Here is a 25521-nt window from a genome sequence, read left to right on the forward strand (position 1 = left end):
CTTCAGAGTCGACTCGACGTCCAGTTGAGCGCGACGGTCGTCCCGGTGTCGACGCGCTCGGTCGGCGTCACCTGAATCACTCGCGCCCACGTCCCGCCGCTCGGCGCGGTGTAGTTCATCCCGCCGCAGTAACAGTCGACTTCGAGCGCGGGGTCCTCCTCGTCGTGGCCGTCGTACGGATAGCCGGTTCGAGACCACGCGCTCCAGTCGATGGTCTCGCCGTCGTGGCGCGCGACGAGCGTGACTTTCAGCGGTTCTCCGACGGTCGTCGTCCCGTAGTGGATGTCCTCGCGGTCGGTACCGACGGTATCGAGCGCCTGCGGCGACTCGGGGAGCAAGTCGACCTGCGAGAGGTCTTGGGTGTCGTACGTCTTCGTCGCCTGCACCTCGGCGTCGTCCGGCGCGCGGTACACCTCGGTCGTAAACGGGAGCGACGAGTCTTCGAGTCGAAAGCCGAGCAGCACCTCGTCCGAGGGGACCGACGTCGCTTCGACCAGCGTCGGGTGTATCTCCTCGGGGTTCTCGACGAAATCGGCGGCTTCGAGCCCGCTTTCGGTTGTTTCTTCCGCCTGTTCGGTCGTCTCGTTCGCGGTCGTCTCGTTCGCGGTCGTCGTGGTCTGCGTCTCGGTCGCGGTCTGTGTCTGCGCGTCGGTCGTTTGCGTCGTCGGGTCCGAGTCCCCGGACGAGCTACATCCAGCGAGACCGGCGAGACCGGCGACGGCGACGCCGCAAATCGATTGGAGGGTTCTTCGACGGGTGTGCGTTGGCTCCTTACCCATGGCCGTCGGGTGTGGTCCCGCTCCCTTAGAGACCCGCGACCGTTTACGTGAGATAACGGACTTAGCACCATGCTAAACCCCGTTTTTTGGGACTATCGCGTTCGGGGAGAGTCCGAGTCGCGGCCGCGTTCGTCTGACTATCCTTTCACCCACGCGCCGACGGCCCCGGCGATGGCGCTGTCGATTGCGAAGATAAGCGTCAGCACGATGCCCGCGACGAGGACGCCGACGCCGCCGAGGAGCCCGCCCAGCGGCCCGCCGGCGAGTCCGAGAAGGCTCCCGAGCAGGGCCGCGAGGAGCGTCACGACGATACCAGAGATGGACCCCGCGACGAGGCCGTTCCACGCGCCGTTGCCGAGCGTGCCGCCCGCGAGGTAGCCCGCCGCGAACCCCCCGAGCAGGCCCGCCCCGATTTGGCCGATGAGCGGGAGCGCGAGCCCGCCGATGCCGACGACGACGATGACGACGAAACCGACGGCGACAGCTTTCCAGTCAGTCATGGGTCGACGTAGACCTCGGGCGGGCAAGAACTTCGTGGCGGTCGCGGGGGGTGTTCGGCCGCTCGCTCACGTCCGCGTCCGCGCGTCGGTCGCCCGCGACCCCCTCGCTTCCGGTCGAACCGTGCGTGAGACCTGCACGGCGAATCCACCGCTCGAAGCGCCGAGCCCCAAACGGACGCGCTTTTACGGCTCGGCCATGTAGCGGACTGCAATGATTTTCGAGTCTCTCCCGACCACGCCCCGGTCGGACGAACTCATCGACAAGGCCTTCTCGCGGGCCGCGCGCACGGGGCGAGCGAAGCAGAACAAGTTGGAGGCTCAGCAGTCGATGCTCCAGACGGCGTCGAACATCCTTTCCGACAACCTCGAAAACGTCGTCGTCGAGTGGCCCGACTTCGGGACGGTCGACCCCTTCTACTACGAGCTCGCCGACGCCATCGTCGACGTGGACGAGGTCCGAAAGAGCCTCTCGGAAGTGATGTGGGCCTCCCGGCAGGTCGACAACATCGCCCGCGAGTACCAGCCGAAGCTCCGCAAGACCGACGCCGACCTCGCGCGCAAGCACCGAAAACAGGCGTTCGCCCGCATGGCGAGCGTCGTCGAAGAGGTCGAAGACGACCTGCTCCGCATCGGCGAGGCGCGCGACGCCCTGAAGGACCTCCCCGACATCCGCCCGGACGAACCGGCAATCGTCGTCGCCGGCTACCCGAACGTCGGGAAGTCCTCGTTCGTCAACGACGTGACCCGCGCGTCGAACGAAATCGCCCGCTACCCCTTCACCACGAAGGGCGTCCAAATCGGGCACTTCGACCGCGACCGCATCCGCTACCAGATTATCGACACGCCGGGGCTGCTCGACCGGCCCGAAGACGAGCGAAACGACATCGAGCGACAGGCCGTGAGCGCCCTCGAACACCTCGCGGACGCCGTCATCTTCGTCGCCGACGCCAGCGGGGCGTGCGGCTACCCCATCGAGTCGCAGCTCGAACTCCGCGACGCCGTGAAGGCGCGCTTCGAGGAGCGCGACATCCCCGTCCTCACCGTCTGTAACAAGAGCGACCGCTCGACCGACATGGACGCGGACCTCTACATGAGCGTCGAGACGGGCGAGAACGTCGAGGCCGTCCTCGACGCCGCGGTCGAGGCCATCGGGTTCGAACCCGACATCCCGCCGTCGCGCAACGAGTAAGCGACTCGGGACTTTTCCGGTGCTGTCGTTCTGTCTTGCCGCAACGCCTCGACGAGAGCTGTGGCTACGGGGTAGCTGTCGGAGAAATGGGGGTGCAGGTTAGTCGAAACCGGGAGTTCGGTCTCGGTCCGCGGGGCGCGGTCGCTTACTCGGCTTCGTAGACCATCTGGACGGTCGCCGAGACGGTCACGGGGCCGGGCGAGAGCTCGGTCGAACCGGACGAGGTGCGGGCGGCGTCCTCGGCGTAGGCGACCGGGTACGGCCCGGGCGAAGCGCTGCCGCCGACAGTGGCGGTGTGGACGCCCGTGACGGTCAGGTCGGCGGCGCTGGCGACCGCGTCGGCGTCGGCCTTCGCGGAGTCGACGGCGCGGGTCAGGGCTTCTTCGCGGAGTTCGGCGCGCTTCTCGTCGGTCAGCGTGAAGGCGACGCCGCGGATTTCGCTGGCACCGGCACCGACCGCGAGGTCGATGACCTCGCCGGCGCGGTCGGGGGCGACCTCGACGCGGAGGGTGTGGGTGGCGCGGTAGCCGAGGAGGTCGCGCTCCTGGCCGCTGTAGTCGTACTCGGGGTAGATGTTGAAGCCGGTCGTCTGGATGGCGTCCTCGGCGACACCGGCGTCGGTGAGGGCGGCGCGGACGGCGGCCACGTCGTCGGCGACGGTGCCGCGGGCTTCGTCGGCCGAGTCGGCGGTGGTCGTCACGGCGATGGAGACCACGGCGAGGTCGGCGTCGGCGGTCACTTCGCCGGTGCCGGTCGTGGAGATAGTCGTCGCGTTCGTCGCGTCTACGCCGCCGTCGGTCGTCGCCTGCAGGGGTGCCGAGAGGCAGCCAGCGAGGAGGACGAGGCCGACGAGGAATATCGGAGCAATCGTGCGTCGTTGCATACCCACCGTACGTCGGTTCAGCTATTCAAGCCGCGCTAGAGACAAAGAGCGACTGTAGCCTTCGAAACGGGGGACGGGACGCCGGTCGCCCTACTCCACGACGGCGACGTAGCGCACTTCGACGTCGATTTCGCCGGTGGCCCACGGCGACAGCGGCTCGGGGGCGACGGCGTTCACCCGCCTCGTGAGTTCGCGTTCGACCATCGGCGGGTCGGAGGCCGGGTCGTAGCCGACGGTCACGACGACGCCGTCGGGCTCCTGTAGCGGCCCGCTGTCGTACTGCAGTTCCATCGACAGTAGTCGGGCGTCGGTTCCCGAGAGTGCGTCCTCGATGGCGTCGCGCGCGTCGCCTTGGAAGTCGGCGTTCCGGTAGGTCGTGTAGGTGACCGCGCCGAGGAACGACGAGAGGACGAGCAGTCCGACCCCGATGACGGCGATGCGGAACAGGGCGGCTCGCCGGGCCTCGTCGCGGCGAATCCAGCGCTCCGGCCGGTAGCCCTGCTGCCAGAGGACGCCGATGGCGACGAAGTTGACGGAGAGGATGTTGACGAGGACGAGGATGGCCGAGCCGACGACGGCCTCGGGCGCGCCCCACGCGATGCCGATGCCGACGACGGCGGTCGGCGGGACCAACGCGGCGGCTATCATGACGCCGACGAGCGCGGTCGAGACGCCGGAGGAGAGCGAAATCGCGCCGGCGGCTCCCGCGCCGAGCGCGATGACGAGCGACAGCACGTCGGGCGCGAGGCGCTCGTCCACCTCGGGAATCGACAGGACCTCCGCGGACGACAGCGGGACCGCCCCGGTCTGTTTGAGCAGGAAGGCGAAGACGGCGGCCGCGCCGACCGCGAGGACGCCGCCGAGCGCCTGCAGGCGAACCCCGCGGCCGAACATCTCGTCATCGTCGACGACGGTGCCGACGCTCGCGGACATCGCGGGGCCGACGAGCGGGGCGATGACCATCGAGCCGACGACCACGGCCGGCGAGTCGAGAAGCAGGCCCGCGGTGGCGACGAGCGCCGAGATAACCGTCATGAGCACGTAGGTCGAAACCGACGGCGCGAGGTCCGCGGCCTTCGAGGCCAGTTCCTCGCGGGCGATGCGGTCGCCGTTCTCGTCGTCTTCCTCGTACTGCTCGCGCAGTTGGTCGAACCGCTTCGACGCGACCGTCTCGGCGGCGACGACGACAGTGTAGGCGTCGCGCTCGACGCCCGCCTCGCGGAGTCGCGCCAACACCGGCTCGACGGCCTCCTTGGGGACCGGGAAGGTGACGACGGCGACGAAGCCGCGCCCGGACGTCTCCTCGGAGACGGCGTAGTCCACGCCCTCCTCGTCGAGCGTCCGCAGGACGGCCTCGCGCTTGCCGGTCGGCACCAACACCTGTACGAGTCGCACGGCCTCACGTCGGCCCGGGCGGTGAAATAAGCAGGGGCTCGGTTACTCGGCTGATTCGTCGCGCAACCGCCGGAGGACGGGCATCTCGTCGAGGCGCTCGTCGGGGAGCGCGTCCCAGTCGATGCCCGTGGGCCTCGGATGCGAGGTCTCGGTTCGGACCAACCGTTCGGGAGTGACGACGAGGTCCATGGGCACGTCGTGGGCGTCCGGCTCCGGCAGGTCGTCGCGGACCTGTCGCTCGTGGACCGTCGTCGCCACGGTCGTCTCGTCGGTGACGGCCCCGAGACCCCGCAACACCGCGTATTCGAGGTCGCTGAACCCCTCGCCCTTCCCGATGCGAGCGCCCGCCTCGGAGACGGCGACCGACCCCGAGACGACGAGGTCGACGGGCGGCAGGGCGTCGGGGCCGACCGTGTCGGCGTAGGTCTCGACGTGGGAGACGGTCGGCGCGCTGTCGAGGTGTTCGTCGTCGATGCGCGCGGGGTCGAGTTCGTAGAAGCACTCCTCGTCGCGGAGTCGCGGGACGGCCATGTAGACGGTCTTGCCCTCGCGGAGCGCCCGTCGCCTGACGGGGAGTTGCGGGGCGTCCGGGTTGGCCTTCACGGCGTCGGCGTCGGCCCACTCGGGCGTCGCCGCGAGTCGCTCGGCGGCCGCGCTCGCGTCGGCGAAGTTCGGGATGCGGCCGTGCGGCGGGAAGGGAAACCGGGCCGCGCCCGACGATTCGAGGTCGTCCCACACCGTCGTTCGGAGCGTCGCTTTGTCCATCGCGTCGCCGTCGCGTACTCGCGGCGGACCAATAGCTCCCCCGTTCGTGTCGCGGGCGAACGGCGTCTCGGCGCGAGCAGTCGCCTACGAGAGGTCCGCCGCCGACTGCGACAACAGCACCTTCCGCAGGACGGTGTCGGCCCCGCGGCGGACGCGCTCGGAGGCGGCCTGCGGGCTGATTCCGAGTCGCTCGGCGACCTCGCTGAGCGTGGTCTGACGGGGGACCTCGAAGTAGCCCTCCGAGACAGCGGTGACGAGCGCCTCCTGTTGTTCGTTGGTGATATCGAAGTTGTAGACGCCCGGTTCGCCTTCCGCGAGGGTGTAGATGCGCTCGACGTGGAATTCGAGGTTCTCCTCCTGACAGCGGTTGTGGAACTCGGTCAGCCCGGTGTGGTCGTTGAACCGGAGGCGGAACGTCCACGGGTCGTTGCCGTGGGCTTCGAGAATCGTCGCCTCGCTGTCGGTGAGAATCCGGGTCAGACTCGACGTGGTCCCACCCCAGCTGACTCTGTACAACACGCGGTTTTCGACACGGGCGACCGCGGTCAGCTCGTCGACGATACTGTTGTCTCGGACGGCGCGTTCGAACGCCTCGAAGTCGGTGCCGCGCGCCCAGAAGAACGGCATGACCTCACCGCCGGTCGGGACGACGCGCTCTAGCTCGATGTGGACACCGTTCGACACGGCGGTGACCCTCCCGAGGTCGAAGCTCTCCGAATCGATCGTCAACTCGACGATTACGGCCATTACTGGCTGTCATTTCGCCGCCGCCGTATTGAACTCTCTTGTCGAAATACTGTCAGAAATCGGGTGCTGGGTTGTTCAGGGAGCCGGTATTTACGCTATTCAGCTCGTACTCCGGGCGAAATACCCCATTCGTGACCAGATTCGGTTCATAACATGTACCGGAGGTTTCCCGAGTGGCTACTTCAATGACCGGACTGTGAAAGCAGAAAGAGAATGCTGACTTGCTAGCTATGCTCCCTCGGGGACGTAGTTGTGAACGCACACAGACATCGACAGCCGTACGCCGTCAAACCGCGCCGTGGTGGCGCAGAGGCGTACGGACGTGTGATTGACGGGTCACGCTCTCGACGGTACCGGTATCGGGTGGTGTCCACCGGGTGCCCAGAGCGGGGCCTTCCGGCGACTCGCGGGAGACGCTTTGCCTCGGCGTCTCGCGCCCGTCGCGCGACGCCTGTTCGGATCCAACGGGGGTTGTGCCGATGGTAGCCGCGGCGTCCCCCCGCCTCGACGAGGCGTTCGACGCCCTCGGAAACGTCCATCGGCGACGGTTGCTGATGGGTCTTCGCCGACGGCGGCACGCGCGCCTCGAAGCGGCAACGCGGGACGCGGCCGTTGGTGGCGGCCGCAACCGCGACCGACTGGAGGTGGAGCTGTTCCACGTTCATCTCCCGAAACTCGCCGACGCCGGCTTCGTCGAGTGGAACCGTCATCTCGGTTCCGTCGCGCGCGGCCCTCGATTCGACGAAATCGAGCCGCTGTTGCGATTTCTCGACGAGAACGCGGGCGAGTTATCGGCGGGCGGTTGTGACTGACGCGGCCGCCTCATTCACGCGTCGTCGGCGAGTCGTCGTGGGGGCGACTCGCCCGGAGACGTGATTTTTTCGGCGTCGACGCCCCGGAGCGCGGCGTCCGTACCGTCCTCCTTATCCGTCGCGGCGGCGAACCGCCGGTATGTTCGAAGACCGACCGAACCGCGACGAAATCGTCCTCGTCGGGCGGTCGAACGTGGGGAAGTCGACCCTGATGCGAGAGCTGACGGGTCACAGCAAGTTCACGACGGGTAAGAAGCCCGGCGTCACCCGCAAACCCAACCACTTCGACTGGAACGCGGAGAAATTCATGTTCACCGACCTCCCCGGGTTCGGCTTCATGTCCGGCGTCGACCGCGACACCCGCGAGGCAATCAAGACCGACGTCGTCCAGTACATCGAGGAGAACGCCGACGACATCCTCGCGGCGGTCCTCGTCGTCGACGGGAAGAGCGTCATCGACATCATCGACCGCCACACCACCGAAGACTCCATCCCGCACGACGTGGAGATGTTCTTCTTCCTCGACGAACTCGACATCCCGACCGTGGTCGCGGTCAACAAGATGGACAAGGTCGACGACCGCGACAAGCGCCTGAACGACCTCTGCGACCGCCTCGGCCTCTTCCCGCCGTGGAAGCAGTGGCGGAACGTCATCGCGCCCATCACGGCCAAGCGCGGCGACATCTCGCACCTCGAAGACGCCCTGCGGTCGCACCTCCACGAGCAGGGCCGCGACGACCTGTTCAAGTTCCTCTGAGCGGCTCGCCCTCGCTTCGAACCCCTCGGCTCGACCCCGGCGAACTCACACCACGCGGTTCGTGAGCGGGTCGCCGGCGGCCATCTTCTCGACGTTCTCCCGCACGAGCGCCGCGATGTCCTCGTGGTACTTCCCCGTCGCGGCGCTCACGTGCGGCGTGACGAGCACCTCGTCGAAGTTCCACAGCGGCGACTCCGCGGGCAGCGGCTCCTCGGCGAACACGTCGAGCGCCGCACCCGCGACATCGCCGGCGTCGAGCGCCGCCACGAGGTCGTCCTCGTCGACGACGGGCCCGCGCGCGACGTTCACGAGGTAGGCGTCCTCGCGCATCGCCTCGAACGCCGGCGCGTCGACCATGCCTGCTGTCTCCTCCGTCAACGGCATCGCCAGCACCACGAACCGCGCGTCGGCGATAGCCTCGTGGAATCGGTCGGGCGTGAACACGGTCGAGACGTTCTCGACCGGGTCGCCGGAGCGCCGGACGCCGACGACCTCCATGCCGAGGACGGCCGCGCGGTCGGCGACGCCGCGCCCGAGAGTTCCCAGACCGACGACGCAGACGCGCTCGCCGTCGAGGGTGAACGGCTCTTTGTAGCGGGGCAGGTCCCACTCGCGGTCGCGCTGGGCGTCGCGGTAGGCGTGGAGGCGGCGGGCGAGCGTCAGCATGTAGGCGACGACCGTCTCGCCGACCGTCGTCCCGTGGACGCCGGTGCTGTTCGTGAGCGCCGTCCCGGCCGCCTCGTAGGCGTCCACGGGGAACTCGTCGTAGCCGGCGCGGACGCAGTGGACCCAGTCGGCCTCGACGAACGCGTCTCTGTGGCCGAACGAGACGACCGCGTCGCCCGGGCCGAACGCCTCGCCCTCGTCGACGAGTTCGACCGGAGCGTCGGAGTTCGAAAGCGCCTCCACGAACAGGCCCGGCGGCATCACGCGACCGACCGACTCGTCGACCGCGATGCGTTCGATGTGCATGACTGAGGGGTCACCGCGGCCCACGAAGGAAGTTGCGCCTTCGGCGTCGGTCTCCGGTTTCCGGTGTCCGACGAGAGCCCGTTCGGCCCCAGCGGGTGGCCCGCCGCGAGAAGCGCGTACGCGACGCTCCGGGGCGAATTAGTTCGGAGCGACCGAGCGCCGGGTCGTCAGTAGTTGGTGGCTCGGATGAAATCTATCATCACAAGGGGCTGAGTGGGGGTAACCTTCGTCATCGCCACCGAGTCGGAGTCCGGGGCGGACGGTCAAGAATCCACCCTTTTCGGCCCACTGGGTGGCGATGGGACGGTGACAACGGTGCCGGTGGTCTCCAGATGGGTTAGCGCCTCCACCTCAGTCGTCCCACGCCGCCAGCGCGGCGTGTTCGGCCGCCACCGCACCGATTCCGTCCGCGTCCAGCACGCCGGATTCGGTGACGACGCCCGAGACCAGGTCCGCGGGGACGACCTCGAAAAGCGGATTCTCGGTTCCTATCGCGGCCTTTCCGTCGTACAGCGCGCCCGCGCTCTCGCCGACGAAGCGGTCGTCGCCGCGAACCTTGTCGCGGGCGCAGACGGCCAAGACGGGGACGTCGGCGCGGGCGGCCGCGAGCGCCACGGGGAGGCTTCCGGCCTTGTTGACGACGCCGCCGGACGCGAGCACCGAGTCGGCCCCGAGGAGGACGGCGTCGGCTTCGCCGCCCGCGACGAGTCCGGGGAGCGCCGCGTCGGTCGTCAGCGTCACGCTGAGCCCGCGACGGGCGAGTCGCTCCGCGACGCCGACGCCCTCGCCGCCCGGTCGGGACTCGGAGACGAGGACACTCGCCTCGGCGGCTTCGAGCGCCGCGAGGACCGTCCCCGACCGCGAGAGCGTGGCGATTCGGTCGAACCCGCGCTCTCGGACGAGTTCGGCGGCGCGGGCGGCCGCCGAGTCGTCCGCCTTTGCCGCGGTGTCGATGGCCCCCTCGGCCCGTCGGCGGACCGATTCGGGGTCAGTCTCCGAGTCGGCCATGACGCGGTTGACGCGGTTCTCGACGGCGGCCATGCTCGGGCGGGCGTCGCGAAGTCGCCGGGCGACCGACGCGACCGCGTCCCGCGAGTCAGCCTCGGCGGCGGCGTCGCGCAGGACTTCGAGCGCCCGGAGCGAAATCCACGCCGACCCGTGGGTCTCGTCGTCGGCGACAGTCTCGACCGCGGGTGCGACCCGGCGGTAGGCCGTCCACAGTCCGGGGACCGTCTCGCGGTCCCGAATCGCGGTCGGGTGGACCCACTCGACCGCGGCGAGTTCCTCGCTCGGGTCGGCGTCGCGGCTCCGCGCGTCGAACAGGAACGGGTGGACGGTCCACTCGCGGCCCTCGTCGGCGACGGAGACGGGCGCTCCCGCGCGGACGAGGTCGGCGTCGGCCTCGCGGACGCCGAGTTCCTCGTCGAGTTCGCGTCGGGCGTCGCGCTCGGCGTCGTCGGGGTCACCCTCGACGTAGCCCGAGACGCCGGCCCAGCGGCCCTGGTACGTTCCGACCGCCTCGCTCCGGCGGGCGAGGAGGACGCGGCCGCCGTTTCGGAGGAAGACGGTGACGACGTGTGGCATATCCAGACTTACGTCCGCGACTGACAAAACGACTATTCTGGCAGGTCGCGTGGTGTCGGTATGCGACTCGCTATCCTGAGCGACACGCACGTTCCGGGGCGAGCCGACGGACTTCCGGGCTGGGTCGAAGACCGGGTCCGCACGGCCGACCTCGTGATTCACGCGGGCGACTTCGACTCGCCGGACACCCTCGGCCGCCTCCGCGACCTCTCGGCGCGGTTCGTCGGCGTCCGCGGGAACATCGACCCGCCGGCCATCGACCTCCCGTTCGTCGAGGTCGCGGAGGTCGACGGACTCACGTTCGTCGTCACCCACGGCACGGGCACGAGAACGGGCTACGAGTCCCGCGTCGCCGACGTGGTCAGGGACGCCGCGGGCGACGGCGCGGTCGGCGTCGCGGGCCACATCCACGAGGTAGTCGACGAAGTGGTCGACGGCATCCGCGTCCTCAACCCCGGCACGGCGACGGCGGCCAACCCCGGCGACGACGCCACGATGATGGTCGGCTCGGTCGTCGACGGCTCGCTGTCGGTCGAGGTCGTCCGCGACGACTGAACCCGGCGCAGTCGGCGTGTCGTCGCGTCCCCGAACCGCTTTCCGGTCGACCGCCTGCGATACCGGCCCGGTTCGCCAGCATCCCGTCGTTTTTCACCGCCCTCGCCTTCCGACTCGGTATGGAGCTGTTTCCCGTCCCCGACGTGCCCGAGGTCCGCGAGGGCGACGACCTCGCCGCCCTCGTCTCGGAGCGCGTCGACCTCCGGCCCGACGACGTGGTCTGTGTCGCCTCCACGGTCGTCTCGAAGGCCGAAGGGCGGTTCGCCGACCTCGACGACTTCCCGGCCGGCCCGCGGGCGAGAGAACTCGCCGCCCGCCTCGCCGAACTGACCGGCGACGAGAAGGACCCGCGGTTCGCGCAGGCGGTCCTCGAAGAGAGCGTCGACCTCGTCATGTCGGAGCCGTTTCTCCTGACCGAGACGCGGTTCGGCCACGTCGGCGTCAACGCCGGTATCGACCGCTCGAACGTCCCCGACCACGACCTGCTGTTGCTCCCGAAGCGACCGACCGAGTCGGCCGAGCGCATCCGCGCCGGCGTCGACGCCGATCGGGTAATCGTCACGGACACCTGCGGCCGGCCGTTCCGACACGGTCAGCGCGGCGTCGCCATCGGCTGGGCGGGGCTGAGCGCCTCGCGCGACTGGCGCGGCGAGGCCGACCGCGACGGCCGCGAACTCGGCGTTACCGTCGAGAGCGTCGTGGACGAACTCGCCGCGGCCGCGAACCTCGTGCAGGGCGAGGGCGACGGCGGCACGCCCGTCGTCGTCGTCCGCGGCTTCGAGTGGGGCGACCACGGCGAGAGCGACGTCCACTTCCGCGACATCGACGGCGACTTCGTGCGACAGGCGCTCCGCGAGTGGCGCTACGACCCCTGACGACTCGACCCCCTAACATCTCACGCTCACACCATGCTCGGACTCGAACTCACCCCGGAACATCCCGTCGACGACCTCGTCGAACTGGGCACGCAGGCGGAACGCGAGGGCTACGACTCCCTGTTCGTCTCGTGTCACTACAACAACCGCGACCCCTTCGCAGTCCTCGCGCGGCTCGCGGCCGAGACCGACGACATCCGCCTCGGCCCCGGCGTCGCCAACCCCTACGAGCTACACCCCGTAACGCTCGCCGGCAAGGTGGCGACCGTCGCCGAGGCATCCGGCGGCCGCGGCCTCCTCGGCATCGGCCCCGGCGACCCCTCGACGCTCCGCAACCTCGGCCTCGAAGACGAGCGCGGCCTCCGCTCCGTGCTGGAGGCGTTCAAGGTCGCACAGCGGCTCTGGGACGGCGAGCGCGTCACCCACGACGGCACGTTCGAGGCGACCGACGCCGGCCTCAACTTCGAGGTGCCCGGCGAGGTGCCGGTGTACGTCGGCGGCGAGGGCCCGCACATGTGTCGCATGGCCGGCAAGCACGCCGACGGCCTGCTGTTCAACGGCTCGCACCCCGACGACCTCGCGTGGGCCAGAGAACAGGTCGATATCGGCGTCGAGGACCGCCCCGACTCGCGCGGCGAGTTCTCCCTCGCCGCCTACGCCAGCGTCTCCGTCTCGGAGGACGAGGCGGCGGCCCGCGAGGCCGCGCGCCCGCCGGTCGCCTTTATCACTGCGGGGGCGGCCCCGCCGGTCCTCGACAGACACGGCATCGACGCCGACCTCGCGGGTGACATCGGCGAAAAGATTTCCGCCGGCGCGTTCTCCGAGGCGTTCGGCCTCGTCACGCCGGCGATGATAGACGCCTTCTCGATGGCCGGCACGCCGGACGACGTGGCCGACCGGATGGACGCGGTGCTCGAACACGCTGACGGCGTCGTGGTCGGGTCGCCGGTCGGCCCCGACCTCGAAGAAGCGATTACTCTCGCTGCGGCGGCCTACCGGTCGACGAGCCGACGCCGATAATGCCGAGTTCCGCGCCGATTGCGCCGAGGGCGAGGTAGGCGAACATGCCGACAGCGAAGAGGATGAAGACGTTGCCGAAGAGGAAACTCACCGTCGAAAGCGGGTCGCTCAGCGCCACGTCGGCGAAGGTCACCACCAGTTCGAGGACGCTCGTGAGGAGCGCGATGACGAAGTCCGTGAGTGTTGCCATGCGCGACTCTCGGGATTCGGGGGTATTGATTGTGTGGGTTTCGCACGGCGCTCGCTCGGTCCGGCGAGCCGCTCGCCACCCCGCGGTTCGTGGCGGCCGTCTGCGGCGTGGCTCGGTCGGCACCGATAAGGACCGCGCCCACGGACGCTGAGTCATGCCGAACCGCTCGCTCGACGACTTCGCCGGCGGCGACGACGAAGCGGCCGACGACTCCGATTCGGTCGATACCGTCGCGTCGGCCGCCGACCCCGAACCGACCGGCGCCGCGACTTCGGCCGACGAACCGGCTACCGCCGACGATGTTGATGGCACCTCCGATTCGGACGACGCCGACGGCCGCGACGTGAGCACCCTCGCCACCTACCGGTGGACGCCCGAAGCCACGGCGTGCCCGCAGTGCGGCGAGTCGGTGCGAAAGCGGTGGCTCGACGGCGACGAGTACGTCTGTCTGGACTGCAAGGACTGGTAGCGGCCGGGCGCAACGAGCCGGTAACTATGTCGTAACCTTCTCTGCACCGGCTACTGCGCCACTTCGCACGACAGCGTCCGGGTGGCTCGGCAACGTTGTGCCCGTCGAGCGCTATCCGAGCCGACCGCTTCGCCGGCCGAACCCGCGGACGAACGTCTCCTCGTCGATGGCGAGCACCGTGGGTCGGCCGTGCGGACAGGTGTAGGGCGTCTCGCACGACCCGAGTCGCTCGACCAGTCGCGCGGCCTCGTCGTCTGTGAGGTCGTCGCCAGCTTTTATCGACGGATGGCACGCGAGGTCTTTGAGGAGTTCGTCCCGCGGGTCGGCGTCGTCGCCGGTGGCAATGTCGGCGACCACGTCCGCGAGCGCGTCGGGTGCGAACGGCCGGCCGAGCGGCGCGGGCACGGCCTCGACGCGGTAGGTGCCGCTCCCGCTCCCACCGCCGAACTCGGCGACGCGGAAGCCCAGTTTCTCCACGAGGTCGCGGTTCGCGTCGAGGAGCGCCGCGTCGGTCGGCGACAGCGAGACGGTCGCCGGCGGGTCGACGGGGACGGCGTCGATACCCGCCGACTCGACCGCCTCGCGGAGTCGCTCGTAGTTGATGCGCTCGTGGGCCGCGTGCTGGTCGACGACGAGGAGTTCGTCGCCGGCCTCACAGAGCAGGTACAGGCCGCGGAAGCGCCCGATGACGCGGCGGTCGTCGAACACCGACGCGGCCTCGACGGGAGCGAGCGAGCTATCGAGGTCCATCGCCACCTCGCCGCTCCGCCGGAGGTCGGCCGTCGAGAGCGCGTCGCGGACGCTCGCTTCGACCGCGTCGGCGACCGCGTCGGCGTCTCTGAACCCCACCTCGTCCTTCGCGGGGTGGACGTTGTGGTCGACCCATCCGGGCGGTAGACGGAGTCGGACGACGCCGACCGGTTCGCGCCCGTCGGGCAGGAGCGTCCCGTAGCCGTCGGCGACCGCCCGGCGGAGTCGCGGTTCGGCGAGGGCGCGGCCGTTGACCGAGACGTGGACGTGGTCGCGTCGGGAGCGCGTCACCTCCGGGTGACAGAGCGCGCCGTCGACTTCGACCGTGGTCGTCTCGCCGGCCGCCGAGACCTCCCGCGACGACTCGAACGTCGAGGCGTGGCCCGCGGCGTCGCGGCCGTACACCGCCAAGAGCGCGTCGGCGAAGCGGTCGGTGCCGGGCGTCGCGAGCGTCTCGCGGCCGTCGTGCCGCAGGCCGAACCGCACGTTCGGCCGCGTGAGCGCGTAGCGCGTGACGACCGCCGAGACGCGGGCGAACTCGGCTTTCGGCGACGCGAGCGACTTCTTCCGCGCCGGCCGGTCAGAAAAGAGGCCGGTCACTTCGACGGTCGTCCCGCGCGCCCGACCTGCGGGTGAGACGGTCTTGCCGTGTTCGCCGTCGGTCGCGTTCTCGGCACCGTCGACGACTCGCGTCCCGCGCGGACCGCCGTCGTTCGTCGTCAGTTCGAGGCGGGCGGCGGCCGCGGCGATGCTCGGGAGCGCCTCGCCCCGGAAGCCGAGCGTCTCGACGGTTTCGAGGTCGCCGGCCGCCGAGAGTTTGCTCGTCGTGTGTCGTTCGACCGCGAGCGCGGCGTCGGACTCGGCCATTCCGCGGCCATCGTCGGCGACGCGGATTCGGTCGGTCCCGTCGCCGTCGACCTCGATTTCGACGGTCTCCGCGCCGGCGTCGAGGGCGTTTTCCACCAGTTCGACCGCGACGCTCGCGGGGCGGGCGACGACCTCGCCGGCGGCGATTTTCGAGCGCGTCCCCGGGTCGAGTCGGCGAATCATTCGAGCTTCCCTTTGAGGTCGGAGAGGAGGTTCAGCGCCGCCAGCGGCGTGGTGTCCGCGAGGTCGACCTCGCGGAGCGCCTCGGCGACGGCTTCGAGTTCGGGGGTCGGCTCGGCCGTCGCGGTCGTCGCAGTTGCTCGGCTCGGATTCTCGGTCTCTCGGTGGCCGTTCTCCAACCCATCGACGTAGGCCGCGAGCGTGCCGTCTTCGGCCGCCGCCTCGGACTCGCCGTTCGCGGCGGCGACGCCGTCTACCGCTGTGCTCTCGGCGTCGGTCTCGGTTTCGTCAACGAGGTCTCGCGCCCGCTCGACCACGCTCGCCGGCACGCCGGCCAACTGCGCCACTTCGACCCCGTAGGACGACGAGGAGGGACCGTCGGCGACGCTGTGGAGGAACGTGACCTCGCCGTCGCGCCGCGCGGCGGTGAAATGGAGGTTGAACACGCCCTCGCGGTCGTCGGCCGCGTCGGTGAGGTCGTGGTAGTGGGTCGCAAAGAGCGTCGTCGCGCCGACCTCGTCGTGCAGGAACTCGGTGGCCGCGCGGGCGATGGCGAGGCCGTCGGCGGTGGAGGTGCCGCGGCCGACCTCGTCGAGGAGGACCAGCGAGTCGCCGGTGGCGTTGTGGAGGATTTCGGTCAGTTCGCTCATCTCGCGCATGAACGTGGACTGCCCGCCTGCGATGTCGTCGGACGCGCCGATGCGGGTGAACACGCGGTCGAGGACCGGCAGTCGGGCCGACTCTGCGGGGACGAAGCTCCCGACCTGCGCGAGGACGCAGACGAGCGCGACCTGCCGCATGTACGTGGATTTCCCGGACATGTTGGGGCCGGTGACGAGTGCGACGCTCCCCCGCGGGAGGTCGGCGGGGTTCGGGACGAACTCGTCCTGTGCGCGCTCGACGACGGGATGTCTGCCGGCGTCGATGTGGATGCCACCATCGCCGACGCCGCCCGCGCGGAACTCGGGGCGGGCGTAGTCGTTCGCGACCGCCACGTCCGCGAGGGTTCGGAGCACGTCGAGGTCGGCGAGGGCGTCCGCGACGGCCTGAATCCGGGCGGATTCGGTCGCCACGTCGGCGCGAACCTCGCAGAACAGGTCGTATTCGAGGGCGTCGGCGCGGTCCGAGGCGCGGAGAATCTCGTCTTCGCGCTCCTTCAGTTCGGGCGTGTAGAACCGTTCCGAGTTCTTCAGCGTCTGGCGGCGCCGGTAGTCGTCGGGGACGCGGTCGAGGTTCGGGTTCGTCACCTCGATGTAGTAGCCGTGGACCTGATTGTAGCCGACTTCGAGCGAGTCGATGCCGGTGCGCTCCTGCTCGCGGGCTTCGAGGTTCGACACCCACTCGCGGCCCGCCTCGGCGGTGCCGCGGATGTCGTCCAACTCGGCGTCGAAGCCGTCCGCGATGACGCCGCCTTCCGTAATCTCCTGCGGCGGGTCGGAGACGACCGCGTCGCCGACGAGGTCGCGCACGTCTTCGAGTTCGTCCAGCGAGTCGCGGAGGTCCGCGAGGAGGTCGGAATCGGTTCCGGCGAGCGCCTCGCGGACCTCCGGAACCCGGTCGAGCGTCGTCTTCAGGGAGCGCAGGTCGCGGGCGTCGGCGCGCTCGCGGGAGACGCGGGCGACCAGTCGTTCGAGGTCGTACACCGACGAGAGATGTTCTCGCAGGTCGGTGCGGGCGAGCGCGTCGTCGCAGAGGGCGTCCACGGCGTCCAGTCGGGCCTCGATTTCGTCGCGGTCGACGAGCGGGCGGCGGAGCCACGCCTCCAGTCGGCGACGGCCGAGCGCGCAGGCCGTCTCGTCGAGGACCGAAAACAGCGTGCTTCCGGCGCGGGCGCTCCGCGACTCGAACAGTTCGAGGCTCCGGATGGCCGTCGCGTCGAGTTGGAGGAACTCGCGAGGGTCGAACCGCGTGACGCGGGTGACGTACTCCAGTTTCGAGTCGCCCTGGGCGTACTCGGCGTAGGCGAGCGCCGCGCCGACCGCTCGGAGTTCGGCGTTCGACTCGACCACGGCGTCCGGCCGGGGCGCGTAGGCCGACAGCGTTTCGCGGGCCGCGTCGACGTCGAACGCCCCCGGTTCGAACGGCGTCTCCATCGGGTCGAACGAGAGGTCCGGGAGGTCGCAGTCGGGGCCGACGACGAGTTCGGCGGGCGCGAGTCGCTCCAGTTCTTCGAGCGCCAGCGCGCGGTCCGCCCCGGTGACGAGACACTCGCCGGTCGAGACGTCCACGACGGCGAGGCCGTAGGTGTCGGCGTCGGCGTCGCCGTCGCGGGTCTCGGCGTTGCCGCCGCCCCGAGCGACCGCGCCGAGGTAGGTCGCCCGCCCGGCGTCGAGCAGTTCCTCGTCGACGACGGTGCCGGGCGTGATGAGTTGGGTGACCGCGCGGTCCACGAGGCCGGACGCCTCCTCGGCGTCCTCGACCTGCTCCGCGAGCGCGACCCGGTAGCCGGCGTCGAGCAGGCGTTCGAGGTAGCCCGCGGCGTTGTCGATGGGGATGCCCGCCATCGGCCACGTCCCGGTGGAGTCCTCGCGCTGGGTCAGCGTCACCTCGCAGGTGCGGGCGACGGCCTCCGCCGCGCCGCAGAACGCCTCGTAGAAGTCGCCGACCTGAAACAGCACGACCGCGTCGTCGTGTTCCTCACAGAGGTCGGCGTACTGCGAGAGCATCGGCGTCAGGTCGTCCCGCACTTCCAGCATCTCCGGCGGCGCGCCGTACACCGCCTCCCGCTGGGCGTCCGCGTTCATACTCACAAGGCGGGCGGCCGAGCAATAAAAACGGCCGGGAACGACGCGGTCGGCGGCCGTTTGCCCGAACCACCGCCCGGACTGGGTCGTGCACACACCCAGCAAGGTTAGGTAGACTGAAGCAATAATAGCACACAGAGACCCGTCGTCCCTCTCGGCACGGTCGGCGGGTAATCCGGGATATCAATGACTGATGCACATGCAGACGCCGACTTCGACCCCGCGCTCTCGGTCGAGGCGGTGTCGGACCTCGCGACACGAATCTCCGAGAACGTCGAACGCGTCATCGTCGGCCACCACGACGCCATCGAAGACATCATCGTGGCGCTGTTCGCCCGCGGTCACCTCCTCTTGGAGGACGTGCCGGGCGTCGGCAAGACGATGCTCGCCCGCGCCATCGCCACCTCGATAGAGGGGGAGTTCGAGCGCATCCAGTTTACGCCCGACCTCCTCCCGTCCGACGTGACGGGCGTGAACGTGTTCAACCAACAGACGAGCGAGTTCGAGTTCCGCGAGGGGCCGGTCTTCGGGAACGTCGTCCTCGGCGACGAGATAAACCGCGCGCCACCGAAGACGCAGGCCGCCCTCCTCGAAGTCATGGAGGAGCGACAGGTCACGGTCGACGGCGTCACCCGCCGCGTCCCCGACCCCTTCACCGTCATCGCCACCCAGAACGACGTGGAACCCGACCGAACGTACGACCTCCCGCTGGCCGAACTCGACCGGTTCATGAAGAAGATTCACCTCGGCTACCCCAACGAGGCCGAGGAGACGGAACTGCTCGGCCGCGTCTCGGGACACCACCCCATCGAGTCGCTCGAACCGGTCGCGTCGGCCGGTGACGTGCGCGATGCCCGTGAGCGCATCCTCGACGTGACGGTGAGCGAACCGGTCCGCCGCTACGTCTCTCGGCTCGCGGCCGACACCAGAGCGCGCGCCGACCTCGGCGTGAGTCCCCGCGGCTCCATCGCCCTCGTCCGTGCCGCGCAGGCCCGCGCCGCCCTCGACGCCCGCGACTACGTCGTCCCCGACGACGTCCAGCGCGAGGTGCGGAGCGTCTGGGCCCACCGCGTCCGGACGACCGACGAGCGCTCCGGCCGCGACGTGGTCGAGCGGGCGCTCGATACCGTCGCGGTCGAGTGAGACCCATGAAGCTCACCCTCCGCGGCTGGGTCGCCGTCGCGGTCGTGGTCGTCGGCGTCGCCAACGCCGTCGCCTACGGCCCGCGGGCGCTCAACGCGGTCGTCGTTCCGGTCGCCGTCGGCCTCGTCGTCGGCGCGGTGCAGGTCTGGCGCGTCTCGCCGCCCCGCGTCGAGCGCGTCGCGCCCGACGACGGCTTCCCCGGCGAGACCCACACCGTCTCGCTCGACCTCGACGCCGACAGGCCGTTTCCGGCGACCACGACCGACGCGCTCTCGTCCGGTCTCGACGGCGACACCGCGGTCGACTCGGTCGTCGGCGACGGCCGCGTCGACTACGAGGTGACCTACCGCGGTCGCGGCCCGGCGACGCTCGGCCCGGCGACCGTCGTCGCCCGCGACATCCTCGGGCTGTTCTCGAAGTCGTTCACCGCCGGCGGGACGGCCGAAGTGCTCGTCTTCCCGCGGGTCCGGTCGCTCGGGGCGGCGGCCCGGCGAGATCTCTCGGCGCTCGCCGACGCGGGGCGCACCGACGAACGCGCCGAGTTCGACCGCCTGCGCGAGTACGTCCCCGGCGACCCGCTCCGCGACATCCACTGGAAGTCGAGCGCCAAGTCCGGCGACCTCATGGTGAAAGCCTACTCCGACCGGGTCACGGCCGACGCGGTTCGCGTCTCCACCGGCGCGACCGACGGCCACGAGGACGACGCGGCGGAGGCGGCCGCGACGCTCTGCTGTGCGCTTCTCGACGCCGGCGTTCCGGTCCACCTCACCTCGCCCGCGGGAACCGTGGAGGCGACGCCCGGCGACCGCCGGCGCGTCCTCGTCCACCTCTCGCGGCTCCGGTCGGGGTCGGTCCCCGACGAGACCGCCGAGGTCGTCGTCAGCGGCGACGCCGGGAAGACCCACGTCGCGCTCGGCGGCCGCGAGACCACGTTCGACCGCCTGCGCGCCGAGCGCGACGCGGTGGAGTCGTCGACTCCGACGAGTCGCGTCGGAACCCGCGGTGCCGACTCGGGGGTGTCGGCGTGACGGGTCCACGCGACCGTTCTGACGGGGCGAGACGCACCCCTGCGCGACCGGAGGTGCCGCGATGAGCACCGACACGAACCGGCGCGGCTCGGACTCGTCGCGGTCGGCCGCGAGCGCGTCGGCGTCAGCGACGAGGTCGGCGTCCTCCGCCACGAACACCGTCTTCGGCATCCCCGCCGACCTCCTCGCGACGGCGGCCTCGCTGGTCCTCGTCGGCGCGTTCCTCGCGGTCGTCTACGACATCACGAACGTCGTGGGTCGCCGCGACCAGTTCGTCCTCCTCGCCGCGGGGACGCTCGCCCTCGCGACCGTCGTGGGCTGGACGCTCCGCCCCCGCTACGCCCTCGGCCTCGCGGCCCTCATCGCCGCCGGCGGCTTCGCGGCGTACTTCCTCGCGCTCCCCGAGAGCCAAGTCGCGTTACTCTCGCCGGAGCGACTGCTGGCCGACACGTTCGCGCTCCTCAGCGGCCTCTCGGCGCTCCGACTCCTGTCGGCCGACGTGTGGGCGCTCGCGGTGACGCCCGGCCCGGTGTTCCTCGCGTGGTACCTCGCGATCCGCGGACGAATCGCGCCGGCCGTCGCGGTCGCCGGGAGCGGCCTCGGCCTGTTCGTCCTCACCACCGACGCGACGGGGACGCTCACGCTCCTCGGCGTCGGCGCGGGCATGGCCGCAGTCGGCTTCGACGGCATCGACCGCTTCGGGAGCGCAGGCGGCCAACTCGACGTGCTGACGGTCGTCCTCGCCGCGATGGTCGTCCTCTCGGCCACCGTCACGGTCCTTCCCGGCGCGGGCGGGTCGCCGGTCATCCCCGACGAGGGCGTGGCCGAACAGCCGACCGTCGAGGCCAGCCTCGTGAGCGCTGACGACCGCATCTCCATCGTCGGGAGCATCAGCCTCTCGCCGCAGGTCCGCTTCGAGGTCCAGAGCACCTCGCCGGACTACTGGCAGACGGCGACGTTCGACCGGTACACCGGCGACGGTTGGGTCAGAACGGGCGACACCCGCGACTACGAGGGCGGTCGATTGGCCGGCCCCGAGGGGCCGTCGCGCTTGGTCCGCCAGACCGTCACGCCGGCGACGCCGCTCGACTCCATGCCCGCGGCGTGGCGGCCCGTCGCCGTCTCCGGCGACATCGAAAACGAGACGCTCGTCACCCAGCAGGGGAACCTCCGACCCGACCGAGCCGTCGAAATCGGCGAGACCTACAACGTCACGAGCGCCGTCCCGCAGTACACCGCGGCGTCGCTCCGGCGGACGGGCACCGACTACCCCGACGAGATTCGCGAGCGGTATCTCGCACTCCCCGACAGCACGTCCGACCGCGTCCGCGACCGCGCCGCCGAGATAACGGGCGACGCGGAGACGCCGTACGACAAGGCCGTCGCCGTCGAGGAGTGGCTCGAAGCCAACAAGGAGTACTCGCTCCGGGTGTCCCGTCCCGACGGCGACATCGCCGAGTCGTTCCTCTTCGAGATGGACGCCGGCTACTGCACCTACTACGCCTCGACGATGGTGGTGCTGCTCCGCTCGGAGGGCGTCCCCGCGCGCTTCGTCACCGGCTACACGACCGGCGAGCGCGTCGACGGCGACCGCTACGTCGTCCGCGGCCTCGACTCCCACGCGTGGGTCGAAGTCTACTTCGAGGACACCGGCTGGGTCCGCTTCGACCCGACGCCCGCCGGCCCCCGGCAGGACGCGGAGTCGACCACCCTCAGCGACGCCCGAAACGAGGGTCGACTGGGCGTCGACACCAACGAGACGAACGCCGAGTCCAACGAGACCGAACAGCCCACGACGACCGCGAACGACACCGAGACGCCGACCGAAAACGGGTCCGAGCCGAACGGGACGCCCATCGACAGCAACGCACCGGGCCCCAACATCGACGAGCGTCTCGGCATCACGCCCACAGGCGACGGCACGACCGAGGAGGACGAGGACGGCGGACTCGTCCCCGAGATGCCGTCGCGGGAGACGATATTCGTCGGTCTCGTCGGCCTCCTCGGCGTCGTGGCCGGCGTCAGGCGGACCCGACTCCCGGCGCAGCTCCGGTTCGCCACCGCGGCGTATCAGCGGCGCACCGACTCGCCGGCAGACGACGTGTTCCGGGCGTACGACCGCCTCGAACTCGCTCTCGAACGCGACTACCGCCCGCGCCGCCCCGGCGAGACGGTCAGGGCGTACCTCGATTCGCTCTCCCGGGTCGGCGTGGACGAGCGGACCCGACAGGTCGGCCGACGCTACGAGCGCGCCAAGTACGGCGACGGCGTCACCCGCGCCGACGCAGACGAGGCCGTGGCCGCGGCGAACGCCGTCGTCCGCGCTCGTCTGCCGCTCGTCAGACGCTGGGCGGACTGAGCGGCGCGAAGAACCGCGTCACTTTTTCTGCGTGCGCTCGCACGAACGCTCAATGGCGACACGAGACGCTGTCTTCGCAGTCCTGTGTGCCGCCCTCTGCGTGCTCGCCGTGGTCGCCCCGACCGCGGCCGCACAGGAGGCGCCGGCGAGCGGTCCGGGCGTCGAACCGCTCGTCCAACAGGGCGTCGAACCGGACAGCACGCGAATCGTCGTCGAGGTCTCCGAGAGCGGCGACGCCCGCTGGGAGATTCAGTACTGGACCCGGCTCGACGACGAGAACACGACCGAGGCCTTCCAGTCGCTCCGAGACGACGTGCGGGCCAACCCGGACGACTACACCTCGGCGTTCGCGGAGCGCATCGCCTCGACCGTCGGGGCCGCCGAGAACGCCACCGGCCGGGAGATGGCTGCCACGAACGTCTCGGTCTCGGCGGACACGCGGTCGCTCCCCGATAGCTTCGGCGTCGTCTCCTACTCCTTCGAGTGGTCCAACTTCGCGGCGGTCGACGGCGACCGCCTCGTCGTCGGCGACGCCATCGAGGGCTTCTTCCTCGACAGTAGCTCCCGGCTCATCCTCTCGTGGCCCGACGAGTACGGCGCGGCGACCGTCGAACCAGCGGGCGACGAGACGCGAGAAAACACGGTCATCTGGCGCGGCTCCCAGACCGAGTTCGTCTCGGGCGAGCCGAACGTCGTCCTCGAACGCGGCGCTGGCGGCTCCGGAACGACGGTGACGGCGACGGCGACCCCGACAGACTCCGAGACGCCCGTCGCGGACGACGACCCGTTCCCGACGACGACCGCGCTCATCGCGCTCGTCCTCGTCGTCCTCGTCGGTGCCGGCGCGCTCTATCTCCGCTCGCGCGGCGCGCTTGGCGGCGGCGACGGCGGCAACGGCGGCGCAAACGTGGCCGGCGCGGCTGGCAGTACGGACGCCGGCGCGTCCACCGACTCGGCCGCCGCGAGCGCGGGCGAAGCCGACTCGGCGGCGGCCGACGACGCAGCGACCGCCGCGGCGAGCGCCGGAGCCGGTGCAGACGAACCCGACGACGACTCCAACGCGGGCGACGAGGACGGCGAGCCGAGTCCGCCGCCGGAACTCCTCAGCAACGAAGAGCGCGTCCTCCGGCTCATCGAGTCCCGCGGCGGCCGCATCAAGCAACAGGAGGTCGCCGGCGCGCTCGACTGGACCGACGCGAAGACGAGCAAGGTCGTCCGCGGAATGCGCGACGAGGGAACCATCGAGGGCTTCCGCCTCGGCCGCGAGAACGTCCTCCGTCTGCCAGAAGACGACGCGGACGAGGACGGCGGCGACGCGAACGGTGAATAAATATCTTACGACCGTTTAGGTCGGTGGTCGGTCCCTAATCGGAAGACAGCGGCGACCCGAATGCGACGCTCGAACTGCCGTTGACTGGGGTTGATTCGCGGGCACGACCGCACGTTTATATCGGAACGGGGTTCCAAAACGAGAGTGATGAGTCGACGAACCGCTGCGCTCGCCGTCGCCGCCGCCGTGTTGCTGGCGACGGTTGGCGCACCGCTCGCTCTTGCCGCCCCGGCCGGACCGATGGGACTGACGGCCACCGATGGCTCGGCCGCCGCTCCCGTCGCACAGACGACCGCGAACGACAGCGCGACCAACGACACGGCGGCCAACGATAGCGCCGCGTCGTCGGTGACGCTCCCCGGTCAGCGCCTGTCCGCCGTCATCGGCGTGCAGGGCTCCGAGACCGACGGGGAGCTCGAACGACGTACCTTCGAAGCGCGCTTCGCGAACGCGAACTCGAACGCCTCGAAGGCCGCGGTCGTCGCCACACAGGTCGTGACGGTGCGCGAGCGCCTCACCGAACTCGAACAGCGCAGGGACCGCCTCGAAGCCCAGCGCGAAAACGGCACCCTCTCGGAGGGCCAGTACCGCGCGCGGTTGACCCAGACGGTCGCCGACATCGAGCGCACCCGGAGCATGCTGAACCAGACGGCTGACGCCGCCTCGACGGTCCCCGCCGAGGAGCTCTCGGCGCGCGGCGTCGACACGGCCGAGCTCGATAGACTCCGCACGAACGCGAGCGAACTCACCGGCCCCGAAGTCGCCGAAATCGCCCGCGAAATCGCGGGGAACCCCGGAAAGGGAATCGGCCGCGACCGCGCCGAAAACGAGTCGGAGACCGACCGCAACGGGCGGCCGGACGAAGCGGGACGGAGCGATGCCCCGGGAAACTCGCGTTCTGAGGCGAGCGGCCGCGCCGATGACGTTCGTGAAGACGCCGGAAACGCGACCGACGCGACCGGCGTGACCGACGACGCGTCCGAGGGCTCGTCCGGCGATGGTGACCACGGCAACGCCCCGGAGACGCCGCCCGGAAACGACAAGCGGGCGAAGGACGCCGACGGGAGCGCCCCCGCGGTGACCACCGACGACGAGCAGTCCGACGACGACGGCACGACCACGACCGACGACGCGACGACGGACGACGAATCGGAAACGTCGTCCACGGACGACTCGGGCGCTTGAAGCCGGGGACGGCGACCCCGCCTCCCGATACTGTTTAATATCCCCATCCTGTAGGTCCACACTGTAATGTCGGAAGTCTGCTCGACGTGCGGGCTCCCTGAAGAGCTCTGCGTCTGCGAGGACGTGGCGAAAGAGTCTCAGGAGATAGTCATCCGCATCGACGAGCGCCGCTACGGAAAAGAGGTTACAGTCATCGAGGGATTCGACCCGAAGGACGTCGACATGGACAGTTTGTCGTCGGACCTGAAGTCGAAATTCGCTTGCGGTGGAACCGTGGAAGACGATTCCATCGAACTCCAAGGCAACCACCGCGGCCGCGTGGAGGACTTCCTCCGCGAAAAGGGGTTCAACGTCGCGTGACCGACCTCTGAATTAGCCCGCCGTCGAGATTTTTCGAAGCAAATCAGCGCACACGAGCCGTTAGTCCGCCAGTCGCCCGACCG

24 protein-coding genes are annotated in these 25521 nt (G+C 70.1%); 13 read left to right on the top strand and 11 right to left on the bottom strand.

The window, feature by feature from the left end; all coding sequences use genetic code 11:
- Window positions 1–2 precede the first annotated feature (2 nt).
- Complete coding sequence (locus C5B91_RS07930) at window positions 3–779, bottom strand: hypothetical protein (protein WP_115819737.1); 777 nt, start codon at window positions 777–779, stop codon at window positions 3–5.
- Between the two features lie 137 nt (window positions 780–916).
- Window positions 917–1279: a DUF5518 domain-containing protein gene (locus tag C5B91_RS07935; RefSeq protein ID WP_115819736.1), complete on the bottom strand. Its 363-nt coding sequence runs from the start codon at window positions 1277–1279 to the stop codon at window positions 917–919.
- A gap of 211 nt (window positions 1280–1490) precedes the next feature.
- On the opposite strand from C5B91_RS07935, the gene C5B91_RS07940 reads away from it, so the two are divergent.
- Window positions 1491–2468 carry an NOG1 family protein gene (locus tag C5B91_RS07940; RefSeq protein ID WP_049967425.1) on the top strand — a complete coding sequence of 326 codons (978 nt, stop codon included), beginning with the start codon at window positions 1491–1493 and terminating at the stop codon, window positions 2466–2468.
- Window positions 2469–2613: 145 nt separating this feature from the next.
- Here C5B91_RS07940 and C5B91_RS07945 read toward each other — a convergent pair whose 3' ends face one another.
- The 4 genes from C5B91_RS07945 to C5B91_RS07960 all read right to left on the bottom strand — a co-directional run bounded on the left by C5B91_RS07945 (window position 2614) and on the right by C5B91_RS07960 (window position 6258).
- Window positions 2614–3351, bottom strand: coding sequence for an SIMPL domain-containing protein (locus C5B91_RS07945; protein WP_115819735.1), 738 nt, complete (start codon window positions 3349–3351; stop codon window positions 2614–2616).
- Between the two features lie 90 nt (window positions 3352–3441).
- Window positions 3442–4746, bottom strand: coding sequence for a TIGR00341 family protein (locus tag C5B91_RS07950; protein ID WP_004976337.1), 1305 nt, complete (start codon window positions 4744–4746; stop codon window positions 3442–3444).
- A 42-nt stretch (window positions 4747–4788) separates the two neighbouring features.
- Window positions 4789–5511, bottom strand: coding sequence for a 5-formyltetrahydrofolate cyclo-ligase (locus C5B91_RS07955; protein ID WP_008096451.1), 723 nt, complete (start codon window positions 5509–5511; stop codon window positions 4789–4791).
- 84 nt (window positions 5512–5595) lie between these two features.
- On the bottom strand, window positions 5596–6258 hold the full coding sequence (locus tag C5B91_RS07960; RefSeq protein ID WP_115819734.1) for a helix-turn-helix domain-containing protein: 663 nt from the start codon (window positions 6256–6258) through the stop codon (window positions 5596–5598).
- A 479-nt stretch (window positions 6259–6737) separates the two neighbouring features.
- On the opposite strand from C5B91_RS07960, the gene C5B91_RS07965 reads away from it, so the two are divergent.
- Together C5B91_RS07965 and engB are read left to right on the top strand one after the other, a co-directional pair.
- Window positions 6738–7070 (top strand): hypothetical protein, encoded by a 333-nt coding sequence (locus tag C5B91_RS07965; protein ID WP_008096448.1) that lies wholly within the window; start codon window positions 6738–6740, stop codon window positions 7068–7070.
- 139 nt (window positions 7071–7209) lie between these two features.
- Window positions 7210–7827, top strand: coding sequence for a GTP-binding protein EngB (gene engB, locus C5B91_RS07970; RefSeq protein ID WP_115819733.1), 618 nt, complete (start codon window positions 7210–7212; stop codon window positions 7825–7827).
- A 45-nt stretch (window positions 7828–7872) separates the two neighbouring features.
- On the opposite strand, the gene ddh is transcribed toward engB, so the two are convergent.
- Both ddh and C5B91_RS07980 read right to left on the bottom strand, forming a co-directional pair.
- A complete protein-coding gene (gene ddh, locus C5B91_RS07975) occupies window positions 7873–8799 on the bottom strand; it encodes a D-2-hydroxyacid dehydrogenase (protein WP_049913693.1) in 927 nt (308 codons plus the stop codon).
- A 351-nt stretch (window positions 8800–9150) separates the two neighbouring features.
- On the bottom strand, window positions 9151–10383 hold the full coding sequence (locus C5B91_RS07980; protein WP_115819732.1) for an NUDIX domain-containing protein: 1233 nt from the start codon (window positions 10381–10383) through the stop codon (window positions 9151–9153).
- Between the two features lie 60 nt (window positions 10384–10443).
- On the opposite strand from C5B91_RS07980, the gene C5B91_RS07985 reads away from it, so the two are divergent.
- The 3 genes from C5B91_RS07985 (at window position 10444) to C5B91_RS07995 (ending at window position 12833) form a co-directional block, all read left to right on the top strand.
- Window positions 10444–10938, top strand: a complete 495-nt coding sequence (locus C5B91_RS07985) for a metallophosphoesterase family protein (protein ID WP_049967429.1) — start codon at window positions 10444–10446, stop codon at window positions 10936–10938.
- Window positions 10939–11057: 119 nt separating this feature from the next.
- A complete protein-coding gene (locus tag C5B91_RS07990) occupies window positions 11058–11813 on the top strand; it encodes a coenzyme F420-0:L-glutamate ligase (protein WP_115819731.1) in 756 nt (251 codons plus the stop codon).
- Window positions 11814–11846: 33 nt separating this feature from the next.
- Complete coding sequence (locus tag C5B91_RS07995; protein ID WP_115819730.1) at window positions 11847–12833, top strand: 5,10-methylenetetrahydromethanopterin reductase; 987 nt, start codon at window positions 11847–11849, stop codon at window positions 12831–12833.
- Here C5B91_RS07995 and C5B91_RS08000 read toward each other — a convergent pair.
- The gene (locus C5B91_RS08000) at window positions 12787–13023 is read right to left on the bottom strand and encodes a hypothetical protein (protein WP_008096430.1); all 237 of its coding nucleotides are present in this window, start codon (window positions 13021–13023) and stop codon (window positions 12787–12789) included. The genes C5B91_RS07995 and C5B91_RS08000 overlap by 47 nt on opposite strands.
- Window positions 13024–13177: 154 nt before the next feature.
- Between C5B91_RS08000 and C5B91_RS08005 the strand changes: the two genes are divergently transcribed.
- A complete protein-coding gene (locus C5B91_RS08005) occupies window positions 13178–13492 on the top strand; it encodes a zinc ribbon domain-containing protein (protein WP_115819729.1) in 315 nt (104 codons plus the stop codon).
- Window positions 13493–13603: 111 nt separating this feature from the next.
- Here C5B91_RS08005 and mutL read toward each other — a convergent pair whose 3' ends face one another.
- Together mutL and mutS are read right to left on the bottom strand one after the other, a co-directional pair.
- Window positions 13604–15292 (bottom strand): DNA mismatch repair endonuclease MutL, encoded by a 1689-nt coding sequence (mutL, locus tag C5B91_RS08010; RefSeq protein WP_115819728.1) that lies wholly within the window; start codon window positions 15290–15292, stop codon window positions 13604–13606.
- Window positions 15289–18033, bottom strand: coding sequence for a DNA mismatch repair protein MutS (gene mutS / locus C5B91_RS08015; RefSeq protein ID WP_115819727.1), 2745 nt, complete (start codon window positions 18031–18033; stop codon window positions 15289–15291). Before mutS ends, mutL begins: the two co-directional genes overlap by 4 nt.
- A 186-nt stretch (window positions 18034–18219) precedes the next feature.
- Here mutS and C5B91_RS08020 point away from each other — a divergent pair, with 186 nt between their 5' ends.
- The 6 genes from C5B91_RS08020 (at window position 18220) to yciH (ending at window position 25438) form a co-directional block, all read left to right on the top strand.
- Window positions 18220–19176: a MoxR family ATPase gene (locus C5B91_RS08020; RefSeq protein ID WP_049967434.1), complete on the top strand. Its 957-nt coding sequence runs from the start codon at window positions 18220–18222 to the stop codon at window positions 19174–19176.
- A 5-nt stretch (window positions 19177–19181) separates the two neighbouring features.
- Window positions 19182–20204, top strand: a complete 1023-nt coding sequence (locus tag C5B91_RS08025; protein WP_049967435.1) for a DUF58 domain-containing protein — start codon at window positions 19182–19184, stop codon at window positions 20202–20204.
- A gap of 61 nt (window positions 20205–20265) precedes the next feature.
- Window positions 20266–22563, top strand: coding sequence for a transglutaminase domain-containing protein (locus C5B91_RS08030; RefSeq protein WP_115819726.1), 2298 nt, complete (start codon window positions 20266–20268; stop codon window positions 22561–22563).
- Between the two features lie 52 nt (window positions 22564–22615).
- Window positions 22616–23893, top strand: a complete 1278-nt coding sequence (locus C5B91_RS08035; RefSeq protein WP_115819725.1) for a hypothetical protein — start codon at window positions 22616–22618, stop codon at window positions 23891–23893.
- 147 nt (window positions 23894–24040) lie between these two features.
- Entirely contained in the window at window positions 24041–25078 is a 1038-nt protein-coding gene (locus tag C5B91_RS08040) for a hypothetical protein (RefSeq protein ID WP_115819724.1), read from the top strand.
- A gap of 66 nt (window positions 25079–25144) precedes the next feature.
- Window positions 25145–25438, top strand: a complete 294-nt coding sequence (yciH, locus tag C5B91_RS08045; protein ID WP_004976316.1) for a stress response translation initiation inhibitor YciH — start codon at window positions 25145–25147, stop codon at window positions 25436–25438.
- The last annotated feature ends 83 nt before the right edge of the window (window positions 25439–25521 follow it).

This window comes from Haloferax sp. Atlit-10N (genome assembly GCF_003586325.1).
Taxonomy (GTDB): domain Archaea; phylum Halobacteriota; class Halobacteria; order Halobacteriales; family Haloferacaceae; genus Haloferax; species Haloferax prahovense.